At 35.3% G+C, this 12,841-nt stretch carries 13 protein-coding genes, 1 pseudogene and 1 riboswitch; of the genes and pseudogenes, 13 read left to right on the forward strand and 1 reads right to left on the reverse strand.

The window, feature by feature from the left end; all coding sequences use genetic code 11:
• Nucleotide 1 precedes the first annotated feature (1 nt).
• Nucleotides 2-685, reverse strand: a complete 684-nt coding sequence (locus tag ABNX05_RS00535; protein WP_349657889.1) for a GntR family transcriptional regulator — start codon at nucleotides 683-685, stop codon at nucleotides 2-4.
• A gap of 179 nt (nucleotides 686-864) precedes the next feature.
• On the opposite strand from ABNX05_RS00535, the pseudogene ABNX05_RS00540 reads away from it, so the two are divergent.
• The 13 genes and pseudogenes from ABNX05_RS00540 to bioW form a co-directional block, all read left to right on the forward strand.
• A pseudogene (locus tag ABNX05_RS00540) lies at nucleotides 865-978 on the forward strand (radical SAM protein); the annotation flags it as partial.
• 686 nt (nucleotides 979-1,664) lie between these two features.
• Nucleotides 1,665-2,840, forward strand: coding sequence for a methionine adenosyltransferase (gene metK / locus ABNX05_RS00545; RefSeq protein ID WP_349657890.1), 1,176 nt, complete (start codon nucleotides 1,665-1,667; stop codon nucleotides 2,838-2,840).
• Nucleotides 2,840-4,336, forward strand: coding sequence for an aminotransferase class I/II-fold pyridoxal phosphate-dependent enzyme (locus ABNX05_RS00550; protein ID WP_349657891.1), 1,497 nt, complete (start codon nucleotides 2,840-2,842; stop codon nucleotides 4,334-4,336). The genes metK and ABNX05_RS00550 overlap by 1 nt, the downstream gene beginning before the upstream one ends.
• On the forward strand, nucleotides 4,333-4,767 hold the full coding sequence (gene speD, locus ABNX05_RS00555; RefSeq protein ID WP_082172725.1) for an adenosylmethionine decarboxylase: 435 nt from the start codon (nucleotides 4,333-4,335) through the stop codon (nucleotides 4,765-4,767). The genes ABNX05_RS00550 and speD overlap by 4 nt, the downstream gene beginning before the upstream one ends.
• A complete protein-coding gene (gene speE, locus ABNX05_RS00560; RefSeq protein ID WP_349657892.1) occupies nucleotides 4,767-5,621 on the forward strand; it encodes a polyamine aminopropyltransferase in 855 nt (284 codons plus the stop codon). The genes speD and speE overlap by 1 nt, the downstream gene beginning before the upstream one ends.
• 603 nt (nucleotides 5,622-6,224) lie before the next feature.
• Nucleotides 6,225-6,271, forward strand: a riboswitch (PreQ1 riboswitch).
• A gap of 341 nt (nucleotides 6,272-6,612) precedes the next feature.
• On the forward strand, nucleotides 6,613-7,272 hold the full coding sequence (gene queC, locus ABNX05_RS00565) for a 7-cyano-7-deazaguanine synthase QueC (RefSeq protein WP_349657893.1): 660 nt from the start codon (nucleotides 6,613-6,615) through the stop codon (nucleotides 7,270-7,272).
• A 3-nt stretch (nucleotides 7,273-7,275) separates the two neighbouring features.
• A complete protein-coding gene (gene queD, locus ABNX05_RS00570) occupies nucleotides 7,276-7,749 on the forward strand; it encodes a 6-carboxytetrahydropterin synthase QueD (protein ID WP_349657894.1) in 474 nt (157 codons plus the stop codon).
• Nucleotides 7,742-8,470 (forward strand): 7-carboxy-7-deazaguanine synthase QueE, encoded by a 729-nt coding sequence (gene queE, locus ABNX05_RS00575; RefSeq protein ID WP_349657895.1) that lies wholly within the window; start codon nucleotides 7,742-7,744, stop codon nucleotides 8,468-8,470. The genes queD and queE overlap by 8 nt, the downstream gene beginning before the upstream one ends.
• A 373-nt stretch (nucleotides 8,471-8,843) precedes the next feature.
• Complete coding sequence (locus ABNX05_RS00580; RefSeq protein ID WP_349657896.1) at nucleotides 8,844-9,632, forward strand: MerR family transcriptional regulator; 789 nt, start codon at nucleotides 8,844-8,846, stop codon at nucleotides 9,630-9,632.
• Nucleotides 9,625-10,659, forward strand: coding sequence for a C45 family autoproteolytic acyltransferase/hydrolase (locus ABNX05_RS00585; RefSeq protein ID WP_349657897.1), 1,035 nt, complete (start codon nucleotides 9,625-9,627; stop codon nucleotides 10,657-10,659). The genes ABNX05_RS00580 and ABNX05_RS00585 overlap by 8 nt, the downstream gene beginning before the upstream one ends.
• A 110-nt stretch (nucleotides 10,660-10,769) precedes the next feature.
• Nucleotides 10,770-11,318 (forward strand): GNAT family N-acetyltransferase, encoded by a 549-nt coding sequence (locus tag ABNX05_RS00590; protein WP_349657898.1) that lies wholly within the window; start codon nucleotides 10,770-10,772, stop codon nucleotides 11,316-11,318.
• Between the two features lie 307 nt (nucleotides 11,319-11,625).
• The gene (locus ABNX05_RS00595; protein ID WP_349657899.1) at nucleotides 11,626-12,129 is read left to right on the forward strand and encodes a hypothetical protein; all 504 of its coding nucleotides are present in this window, start codon (nucleotides 11,626-11,628) and stop codon (nucleotides 12,127-12,129) included.
• Nucleotides 12,110-12,841, forward strand: a complete 732-nt coding sequence (bioW, locus tag ABNX05_RS00600; RefSeq protein ID WP_349657900.1) for a 6-carboxyhexanoate--CoA ligase — start codon at nucleotides 12,110-12,112, stop codon at nucleotides 12,839-12,841. Before ABNX05_RS00595 ends, bioW begins: the two co-directional genes overlap by 20 nt.

Raw genomic sequence — 12,841 nt, forward strand, 5'->3', positions numbered from 1 at the left:
TTTATTTTTTTCTATCTTTCCAGATTTCTAAGCTTTTCGCCATTGTTGTCGTAGATAACCTTTCCGCTTCCATTACATCTCCTTTTAATGCAGCTTTTAATAAGCCGTGGTAAAAGTCGAAGGACAACAGACGATGTTCTTTTATAGAAAAATATCTTTTTGCCATATCCAGATAAATAGAATCGAAGCTATTTAAAATGAGTAAGAAGATTGGATTGACTGCAAGGCCAGCACACCTTTTTTGCAAATTCCAATCAAATGCAGCATAGCTTTCTGCACTATCTTCGAGTTGCTCTAGATTGGCAAGGAGAGCAACCACTTTAGGTTGATTAAACGTGACAGCATCACGAATATAAGTCGGAGCCAAAGAACTTCTTAATTCTAATAAATACATGATAAATTCATCTGTTAAGGTATGATGATTCTCAATAATATTAACAAGTGTCGTTAAATTCCCATTGCGCCAATAATCATTAACAACCGCAGGCATTCTTTTTCTCCCTGTTATCCATCCACCCCTTCCTAAACGTTGAAGTACCTCCCGAATAGTTGGCCGACCTACACCAAATTCTTTTGCAAGCTCTCTTTCTGGCGGTAAAGTACTTCCTACAGAATAAACACCAGCCACTATTGATCTAATTAATTCATTCTCAATTTTATCTGAGGAGCGTTCCTTTTCTTTCAAAACCTTGTCCCCTTTACTATGTGGTAATACAACTTAAATAAATTGGTAATACCAAAAATTATATACTAAGTCCGAATTTTCTGTCAACTATACGTAGAAATTTTATAATTGGACATATCAAACAAGCCGTAAAATTCTTAGTAGAATGCAATATATATTTAAATTATTTGAATCAGAAAATTGGTAGAAAGAGGGAAAAGGCATTAAATAAACCTTCGCTAAGACAAATGAATTTCTCATTTCATAACTTTGATGTCCATAGTGGTTTTAAAGATAAGGAAAGATATGTGAGATATCCGTAGACAAAATCAACCTAGCAGTTTTGATAAATGTGGTTAAAATTAGCTAATCAACATACCAAATTTGAAACAAAGAATCGTCATGTTCTTCTTAGAATTGACCGAAAATAATAGTCTGAATTATGGAAATTTAACGGATTTCTATAAATAAAAGACGCTAAAAATACCTGAATTTTCTTTGCTAATTTAAAAATTTTTTTGCTTACAATATGTTAATTTGACACATCTATTTACAAATTTAATAGGAGTTCGTTCTATTATTAATATAAAAAACCTTTACGTGTATTTTTATTCACTTATTGGAATAAAAATTAACATCTTGTGAAATGTTACACTAAGTATTTTTTGGTTCAAAAGGGTAAATGAATTAATTTTCATAGCGATTCATTATAAAAAAATATTAAAAAATAAATTGACACTCAATTGTTTATGACTTAATATGAGTCTCAGCATAATAATATAGCTCTTATTAATAACCGTTGAGACGAGGGGTCGAAGATACGGTGGCCAAACAATTTAGTTCAAAATGAACTGAATCCAGTGGGCCGAACCTGAGCACAAAATTAACTTTTGTGAACAATAAGAGGAACAGCAGCTGATAGTATTCGAAGCTTTCCTTAAAATTGGGTGAGCTTTTTTTTATGCCCTAAAAATCTATAATTTGTTAGGGGTAGTTAAAATTGTCAGAAAAAGTATTATTCACATCGGAGTCTGTATCGGAAGGACATCCAGATAAAATTGCAGACCAAATCTCAGATGCAGTATTAGACGCGGCATTATCGCAAGATCCGCTATCACGTGTGGCATGTGAAGTATTCACAACTACAAACACAGTAATTGTTGGTGGAGAGATCACTACAAAAGCAGAACTAGATATCGAAAAAATTGCCCGTAATACCCTAATCGGCATTGGTTACACAGATGATAAGTTCGGTATTGATGGTCATAACTGTAATGTACAAGTTTTAGTACACACGCAATCTCCTGATATCGCAATGGGTGTTGATTCTTCAAGCGATACAAAAGAAGTTGGTGCAGGTGACCAAGGTATTATGTTCGGTTTTGCGACTAATGAAACTGAAAACTATATGCCATTAGCAATTGAAATGGCACATATGCTTGTAAAACGTGCAACTGAGTTACGTAAAAATGGTCAATTCAAATGGGCTCGACCAGATATGAAATCACAAGTAACAATTGATTATACGGATAGTATGCAACCTAAAATTGATACTGTTTTAATGTCAATTCAACATGATGATGATTTTGACCGAGTAGAATTCATTGATTACGTTACAGAAAATGTAATTAAAGCTGTTGCGAAGCAATTTGGTATGAATGAAGACTTCCGCATTTTAATTAATCCTACTGGTCGTTTCGTAGTAGGCGGACCACACGGAGATGCAGGTTTAACAGGACGTAAGATTATTGTTGATACTTATGGCGGGGCAGCTCGTCATGGTGGTGGCGCATTCTCTGGTAAAGACTGTACAAAAGTTGACCGTTCAGCGGCTTACGCAGCACGATACGTTGCAAAAAATATTGTTGCAGCAGGCTTGGCAGATAAATGTGAAATCCAATTATCATATGCAATTGGTGTAAGTGAACCAATTAGTATCGCTTTAGAAACATTTGGTACAGAAAAAGTAGCGAAAGTAGAAATTTTAAAAGCGATTCGTCAATTATTCGACTTAACGCCAGATGGCATTATTAACATGCTAAATCTACGTAAACCTCAATATCAACAAGTTGCAGCTTATGGTCACTTTGGACGTAGTGATGTAAACGTAACTTGGGAAAAAACAGACAAAGTTTCAGAATTAGAGCAACTTTTAACAGTTGCTATGGGACAATAATGCAATGCGTGCAAAATCGAGTGGCTACTGAGGAATTTTTAGCCACTCAAGACCGCATGCCATTATTTGAAGCTTTAGTCAATTATACTAAACAAGATGTTACGCCGTTTGATGTACCTGGACATAAAATGGGGCTACATGAAAACCCATTAAAATGGACGCTTGGAGAAATGACATTAAGAATGGACGTAAACTCGATGAAGGAGCTTGATTTATTAAGTCACCCGGAATCGGTTATTAAAGAAGCTCAACAATTAGCTGCACAAGCATTTAATGTAGACTACGCTTACTTTTTAGTAAATGGAACTACTGTAGGAATTTTGGCGATGATTTTAGCGACATGTAAACAGGGCGATACATTGATCGTACCTCGTAACTGCCATAAATCAGTTATGAACGGCATTATATTAAGCGGAGCAAAACCAGTATTTATTCAACCTGAAGTTGATCAACATTTTGGCATTGCACACGGAATTTCAGTTGAAAATGTAAAAGCGGCACTTGCAGAAAATCCACAAGCGAAAGCTTTACTAGTAACGTATCCAACATATTTTGGTTCAATGAATCAACTGCAAGAAATTTGTAAGCTCGCACATGAACAGAATGTAACAGTTATTGTTGATAGTGCACACGGAGCGCATTTAACATTTTTACCTGATGCTAACGATGCGATTAGTGCTGGTGCAGATGCAGTAACAGTCAGTATGCATAAAACTGGGGGTTCATTAACACAAAGTTCGCTTCTATTACTACAAGAAAAACGAATCGATTCGAAGCATTTGCAAAAAGTATTAAATATGCTTCAAACGACGAGTGCAAATTATTTATTAATGAGTTCTTTAGATGTAGCGCGAAGAGAATTAGTAATGTATGGACAACAACGTTATAGCCAATTAAAGTCAGTTGTTGATGTAGCAATTGAAGAAATTGAAAATAATTCACGCTATGAAGTGCTTAAAGCTGATTATGTACAACAAAATTTCAATCAATCCTATGATTGGACGAAACTTGTTATTCGTGTGAACGATCTCGGTTTGACTGGTTTCGAAGTTTACACAATATTGAAACAACAGTATGGCATTCAATTAGAACTTGCTGAAGGATATGTCATAATGGCAGTCATAAGTCATGTTGATACGAGTGAAACAATCGGTAAATTAGTACATGCGTTAAAAGATATTGAACTTAATCACACAAAAAAAGATGCGATTCAGTCAGCTTATGTGACAGCGAATCAAATTAATAAATTAGCAATGACACCGCAACAGGCGTGTAATGCAGAAACAGAAACAATTTTAATTTATGATGCGGTAGGTCGGATTAGTGCAGACTCATTAATGATTTATCCACCGGGAATACCACTAATTATCCCTGGTGAAGTTATTTCAGAGGAAGTAGTAGAATTATACAACTTCTATTTTCTTAATTTTGGGAATGTTCTGTTCGAAACGAAAGAAGAAAATTATATTACAGTCGTAAGGGAGACAAATAAATGAGCATTGAATTATCAACATTAGGTAGACACGTATTAATTGAATTTTATGGTTGCCCAAGTGAAATTATTGAGCAAAACGCATTAATCGAGCAGTTTATGAATGAAGCTGCTGACTATTCTGGGGCAACAATTGTAGAATCTTGCTTCCATCATTTCAACCCATATGGTGTTTCGGGTGCAGTAATTATTGCTGAATCACATTTAACGATTCATACTTGGCCAGAATACGGATTTGCTTCTGTAGATGTTTACACATGTGGTGACTCAGTAAGTCCTTGGAAGGCAGCAGAATATTTAGAACAAAAACTGCAAGCGAAAAAGACAGAATCATTTGAAGTACCACGTGGAATGGCAGATAAAATTCGCCAATTTGCAGAACAAGAAATTGATACAATTCTAGTGAAACAAGAAGTATTAGAGGACGTGATTTAATGAAATGGTATACAGAACAATGGAGCGATAACTGTAAATTTTCAATCGGATACAACGAAGAAATTCATAGTGAACAATCTCCGTTCCAAAAAATCGATTTTTATAAAAGTGAAGAGTTTGGTACTTTCTTCACGTTAGACGGTTTGATGATGGTTAATGAAAAAGATGAGTTCGTTTATCACGATATGATTACGCACCCAGCATTCGCTACTAACCCAGACATAAAAAAGGTATTAATTATCGGTGGTGGTGATGGTGGTACTGCTCGTGAAGTACTACGTTACGAATCAGTAGAAAAAGTAGTAATGGTAGAAATCGATGAGTTAGTATTCCGTTTGAGCCAAAAATATCTTCCAATTACAGCTGCTGGTGTTGAAGAAGATCCACGTATGGAAATGATTTTCGATGATGGCTTAGCTTATGTTCAAAACGCAGCTGATCAGTCATTCGATTTAATATTAGTAGATTCTACTGATCCAATTTCAGTCGGTGAAGGTTTATTTACAACAGCTTTCTATAAAGAATGTTACCGTGTATTAAATGAAAAAGGAATTTTAATTAACCAACATGAATCTCCATACTTTGCCGAGTATGCAGAAAACATGCGCAAAGCACATAAAAAAATTAAAGGTATTTTCCCAATCGCGAGCGTATATCAATTCCATATGCCAACATACCCATCTGGACATTGGCTATTCGGATTTGCTTCAAAAGCATTACATCCAATTAAAGATATTCAAGTAGATGCTTGGGATAAATTTGGCCTAAAAACGAAATATTACAATACAGATTTACACGTTGGTGCATTCGCACTTCCTACATTTGTGAAAGAGTCACTTGATCGTGATGAATAAGAGGCTGGGACAGAACTAAATCGTTCCTTTATAGAGCCGAATAAAATCTTGATTAACAAAACAAGATGAATATAAAAACCGAACGATTCCAAAAAACTTCATGAAAGTTTCATTGGATAGTTCGGTTTTTTTTGTTGGGTCTGAAAGAAAATGTTCATAAGGGCGAGGTCATCCTGAGGTAAGAAATTAATAAAGGGTTACTCTACTTGAAGTGACCCAAAGTATAACTAAAAGATTCTATTTGAACTTATCTAGTTTCTTAACTTTCATTGAAGCTACTTCTCCACAATTCTTACAAATAGTCAAAATCATTGGTGAACCTGTAATATAGCTTATCGATCATAGTTCGTACGCTACAGCAAACTAATGAGCAATTTGGAAATAATAATAAATAAGGTAATCCATAACATGACGAATCTCCAAGATTTTAAGAGAATTCATAATCAAAACCAAAAGAAAGCGTTCATTCTCTGCATATTTTGTAAAATTAATCTGTTCTTATGTTTTTATAGCAACAATCTTTTAGAAACAGCCTTTAAAAATCCATTTGACGTTTTCTACTATTTTTTGTATTATATTTAAGAAAAGAATGCCCGGACTAGAACGGGAGAGGTTCATAGCTGATACCCTCTATAAAAAACTATGGAAACATGATAATTATGCCATGTCCATATCGGACGTGGCTTTTTTTATGTTTTTACTTACGTTTTATTAGAACGATTGGTTATGCCTCTCTTGAAAAGTGTTGGGAAACATTTTACAAGGAGGTTTTTTTATGTCTGGCCGAAGCCATACAGAAGGACTGTAGGATTTACCATTATTGAGTAACCAAAGTACACAATATTTTAATTCGGAAAAAATTGATTATCGATAACTACGGTATTGAATCGTTCAATTAAGAAAGAGGTATTTAGCTACCCTCTAAAAAAACTAAAAGAAGCAGTACTTTTTCTTATAGTGCTGTTTTCTTGAAACAAGGGAGTTTTTACAGATGAAGCAGGAAAAAGCAATTGTTGTATTTAGTGGAGGTCAGGACAGTACAACTTGTTTGTTCTGGGCAAAAGAACGTTTTAAAGAGGTTGAAGCAGTAACTTTTGATTATGGCCAAAGGCATCGTCTTGAAATTGAATGTGCAAAGATGATAACAGAAGAGCTCGGTGTCAAGCATCACATTCTTGATATGTCACTCCTGAATCAGCTTGCTCCGAATGCATTGACACGACAAGACATAAAGGTAGAAGACGGAGAAAATGGAGAGCTTCCATCGACTTTTGTACCTGGTCGAAATCTTCTCTTCCTTTCATTTGCGGGCGTTTTAGCGAGCCAAGTAGGAGCTAAGCATATTGTAACTGGCGTTTGTGAAACGGATTTTAGCGGATATCCGGATTGCCGAGATGTGTTTATTAAATCCTTGAATGTTACGTTAAATTTATCGATGGATGATTCCTTTGTAATTGATACACCGTTGATGTGGCTGAATAAGGCACAAACATGGGAACTTGCTGATCAGTTTGGAGCACTTGAATTTGTTCGGGAAAGAACGTTAACTTGCTATAACGGTGTACTAGCAGATGGCTGTGGTGAATGCCCAGCATGTAAACTGCGAAAAAAAGGGCTTGATGAGTATTTGAGTTACAGGAAGGAGTCATAAGGCATGTCAGATTTTAGAATCGTCGATAAGCTCCAAAAACTAGATGTAGATATTCAAAGAAATCAATTGAACTATCATGCAAAGCGCGTTCTCGTAAGTAAAGAATTTACCTTCGATGCTGCTCATCATTTACATAACTATGAGGGGAAATGTAAAAACCTGCACGGTCATACGTATCGCGTAATATTAGGACTGAGTGGTTACACTGATGAACGGGGTTTGATGATTGATTTTGGTGATATTAAAGGAATATGGAAAGAAAAGATAGAGATTCATTTGGATCATCGTTATTTAAATGAAACGCTTCCACCAATGAATACGACGGCAGAAAATATTGTTGTTTGGATTTACGAAAAGTTGGCTGCGGCCTTGCTTGATGAACAAAGATATAACGGTGCGCGTGTTGAGTTTATCCGGTTATATGAAACTCCGACTAGCTATGCAGAAGCGAGACGGGAGTGGATGGAAGTTGAGTAAGATACCTGTTATCGAGATTTTTGGACCAACGATTCAAGGTGAAGGAATGGTAGTTGGCCAAAAGACAATGTTTGTGAGAACGGCCGGCTGTGATTATTCCTGTTCTTGGTGTGATTCATCGTTTACGTGGGATGGCAGTGGAAAGCACCTTATTGTTCAAATGACAGCTGAGGAGATTTGGTCTGAGCTGAAACGTCTCGGAGGCAGCGGTTTTTCATTTGTTACGATTTCAGGCGGCAACCCTGCACTCATCCAAAATTTGGAGAAGCTCATTGCCATTTTAAAAGAAAATGACATAAAGGTCGGGGTGGAAACACAAGGTAGTAGGTGGCAAAAATGGATGTATGAGATTGATGAGTTGACAATTTCCCCAAAGCCACCTAGCTCTGGTATGACGACAAACTATTCGATGCTCTCTGAAATCTTCGAAAAACTTGAAAATCGAAACAGTAATCATCATGTATCTCTTAAAATAGTCGTTTTTAATCAAGAGGATTACGAGTATGCTAAACAAATTCACCAACGATATCCAACGATTCCTTTTTATCTTCAAGTCGGTAATGATGATCTCACGACGACTGACAATTCACGATTAATACTACATTTATTAGATAAATATCATGCACTGATAGATAAAGTGATGAAGGATGAGGAATTAACAGATGTCAAAGTACTGCCACAGTTGCATGCCCTTGTTTGGGCGAATAAAAGAGGGGTATAGTACTATTACAAAAATGGCTATAAGACAATTTCTTGAAGAGGATTATGATTAACTTGTCGCGGTGTGAAAGTATAGGCTAATTTGGCCTATACTTTTTTGTGCTGTCAGTATAGATGTAATCTATAGAAAATATATCTAACCCACGAAGACAGAAGTAGTGACTAGCCAAGTGCAAGGATGCTCGTGGCGATACAGAATCTGAAGAAAGCATGCCCATTCACTAGGTCATATTTAGTAAATGAAGCAGATGGATGTAAGTAAAAGTAAAGAACAGGACGTTTAATGGAAACTTATAGTAGATTTTTATGTTGAATTTTCTCTTGACCTTAAAGTAACTTTAAGATGTATCATTGAATTAAGGTGGTGTAATAGTTTGAGTAAGTTGATGACAATACAGGATTTTGCCGAAAGAACTGGTATTTCCAAAAGCGCATTAAGATATTATGAGGCACAAAATTTACTTCGTTCAGTTAATAGAGACACTAGTGGATATCGGGTTTATACTGAAGATCAAGTTGAAGTAGCTAAATTAATCTCAAGTTTACGTTTGGCAGATATACCAATAAAAAATATTCAAGTGTATTTAAAGGAAAGCGATGTAATATCGAGACAAAAGATGGTGGATAGTTGGATTCAGATAATAAAGGGAAGGCTAGATATTTTAAATGTTAGCTTACGCTACTTAGAAAGTGAAAATACTAGCAAAAATATATATCTATTAGAGAAAAGCGCAGAAAAAATTATTTGGTTTTTTGCTGAATCAGAAATTGGTGAGTTCAGAGAAATTGTTAGTAAGAAAGCTAAAGAGCTTGAGAAATTAAATATCCCAATAAAAAATTGTTATTTAAAATATATATCTGGAAAAGACGTGATTAAAGTCCAATTTGGCTTCGGCATACCTTTGGACATACAACCAAACAAGCTAATTGAAACGGATTTGATAGAACAAATGCCAGCTTGTATATACATAGCTATGTCTTATAATGATTCAATCACAAAAATTCGAGACGGTTATTGTAAATTAATAAACTATGCAAATGAAAATAACTGGGTTCCTACAGGTTCGATACTAGAATGGTATCGAGGGAATGACTTTACAAATCTCGACTTAATATTGCCTGTCACACAATTTGGAAAAAGGGGGGAAATGGAAAGTGTATAAAAATGATGAAGAGTTAATTGTAAGAATAGTTGAACTGAGAGGGAATTATTATCAATTTGGCTTGGAACAAGGTAGAGAATTAAAGTCATTAACAGCCTTAGAACAATTGGAACGGCTAGAGAAATTGAATTTTAACTCAAATGTACAAAAGGCGAAGGAAATAATAAAGAATGTTTCACCGAATCTTTTTCAAGAACTAATCGGCTTGGCAGAAGGATTAGACATGGAAATAGATAATACTATTAAACTTTTTAGTGGCTATGATGTAGCATTTCCACAAATGGGGTGTACTACATTAGTAAATGATGGTTATTATGTACGCAATTATGATTTTAGTCCGGAAATGTACGATGCAAGGCTTGTATGGACTAATCCTACAGATGGCTATGCTAGCGTAGGCTTTAGTCAACAAATAATTGGAAGACTTGATGGAATGAATGAAAAGGGGCTCATTGTAGGGTTACATTTTGTGAATAACGAATACAAAGAAGAGGGATTTATTGCAACGACTATTGTTAGAATGCTATTAGAACAATGTGCAAATATTGAAGAAGCGCTAAACTTCATCACTAATATACCTCATGGATATTGCTACAATTACTCCATAACAGATCAAAGTGGAACAAGTGTAATAGTAGAAGCTTCTCCACAACAACAGATTATCAATATAACAAGTCCTCTTATTTGTACCAATCACTTTGAGTCAGATATATTGAGGGAGAAAAACGGTATTAGCGTACAAGGATCAATAAAACGTAAGGATTATGTGAGTTCCTTATTATCTGAAATTTTATCACCTATGTCTAGTTATCAGCACTTCAATGATGAAAGTTCTCCGATTTTTTGTAAGCACTATAAAGAGTTCTTTGGAACATTACATACAGTTGTCTATTGCCCAAAAGATTTGAGCATTATAATTGGAGTTGGTGGCAATTGTGAACCAATGATGTTTTCACTAAAAGAATTTAAGCAAGGGACATTAATTCTACCTGAATATATGAAAGGGACAATTAATCAATCTAAATAAAATGGACATCTGTTATTTGAATTAGATACTAGTTTAATAAGAAGGAGATAATTCACTTTTATCGAATATACTATACAAGATTAGGAAGTAATTTTAGATGAGGTGTTCGATTGAATAAAATAAGAACTGAAACAGAAAGATTAGTTATTCGATTTCTTGAAGAAGGTGATTATTCTTCTTGGCTAACCCAGTATGAAAATCGTTTACCTTCTCAACATAAATACGATCAAGGTAAATTAGATATGAGCATCTGTACGAAAGAATGGTTTCGTGATTTAGTTACTAAACATCAGCAAATGGCTGAAGATGACAAGGTCTATGTATTTGGAGTGTTTAGAAAAGAAGATAATACTCATATTGGTTTTATAGACTTTTCGACAATTATGAGGGAAGAATTTCAATGGGCCAGGTTCGGATATACAATTCATAACCAGTTTTGGAGAAAAGGTTATGGGAAAGAGGCTGTAAAAGCTGCCTTAGATCTAGCGTTTAAAAAATTACATTATCATCGAATAGAAGCTCATATAAACCTTGATAATATAGCATCTATAAAGTTAGCAGAAAGTGTTGGAATGGTGTATGAATGCACGAGGAAAGGATTCATATTCGAGGACGACAAATGGACTGATCATCTAGTTTATTTTATAAACGCAAAATAAGTTGATAAGTAGACAAGAACGAAGAAGTTTTTTGTATACGTTCTCTTATGCAGATTAAAAAGCAGTAGATTTTAATAAAACCCCTGATTCTTCTGCTTAGCGTAGAAAAATCAGGGGTTTTTATTTAAACCTTTGATAAGTAACAAAAACTATTTTCATAAATAATAAAAAATCCTACCATTTTATCTACTTTTCAACCTTCATTTGTGTTAACTTAAAATAAAAATAAGTTAACACAAATGAAGAATAGGAGGAAATAACATAAAGTTATTACATGTTAATTTAAAAAGTAAGATGGAGGAAAAAAATGACCCGAAAGTTTTCTACTTATGATCTTGCTCAGATTTCATTGCTAGCATGTCTTATTATCATTACAGGCATGTTTAAAATTCCAACAGGTATTCCTGGGTCTGAATTTCAATTATCAGCACCCATAGCAGTTGCGATTGCAGCGGTATTTGGGTTTAAGCGGTATTTTCTAGCGGGGATTATTGCAAGTTTAATCTTATTTTTACTTGGGATACACTCGATCTTAAATGTGGAGATCGCATTGATTTTCCGATTGACTGTAGGCCTACTCATTGTTTTATTTGGGACTTCAATTCCAGTACTCGTTTTGGCGGGCCCAATTGGAACAACGATTGCTAGATTTGGTTTGGCTTATACGTTAGGGACTCCATTTTTACCGTTATTAGCTGTGGCTATTCCAGGTATGGTAATCACAGCTGTTAGTGTCTATCCCATAACGAAAATGTTACATACAATTAATAAGAAAGTAGCAGGTAATCATCATGTTAAAAGCGTGTTATAGCATTCGAATGCGTGCAGCTGAAAGAAGTCCTGAACTAGGGGAAAAACATATATCTGGTGGTGAACGGATAGGTAGTAAATCTCAGGTAGAGCCAATTGTAAAACAGTTATTGAAGAAAGCAAGTAATCATTCACGTGGCGATGCTGACTTTATTCAAATTACCGTTGAAAAAATTGCGCATGACCAGATTCAGTATATATCACCATTAGAAGTTACAACAGTTGAGGAGGCTTCGATCGAAAAGGCACGTAGTGAAGCAAGAAAGATACTAACCTCATTAGGTGTTTCAGAGCATGCACTGGATGTTGCTTTTCATCAACTTAGTAGTAATCAAAATCTCCGTGGGGCAATCATCCTAAATAGTAAAACTGGCTTACGGCTTGACGAACGAGGACAAAAGGGTGTGCGTGTATCACGAATCGATTGGCAAGATGCTGATGGAGACCTTAATGAACGGGTAGGTGAAGCGTTGGCTCTGGCGTCGAAAGTGGCAAATTCTCCGTTTACAATTGCAGAATTATGTTGGTCTGATGATCCAGATTACGTGACTGGATATGTAAGTAATCGTGGCATTGGCTATGTCAGAATTACTCCGTTAAAAAGGGATGGCTGTGAAAGTGGAGGACGTGTTTATTTTGTGTCTGATGAAGTTGAACTAGAATCTTTTATAAACTATTTAGAAAGCGTACCGGTTCTCATTAGGAGGGATTAA

Origin of the sequence: Lysinibacillus zambalensis (assembly GCF_040183165.1) — a bacterium.
Lineage (GTDB): Bacteria > Bacillota > Bacilli > Bacillales_A > Planococcaceae > Lysinibacillus > Lysinibacillus zambalensis.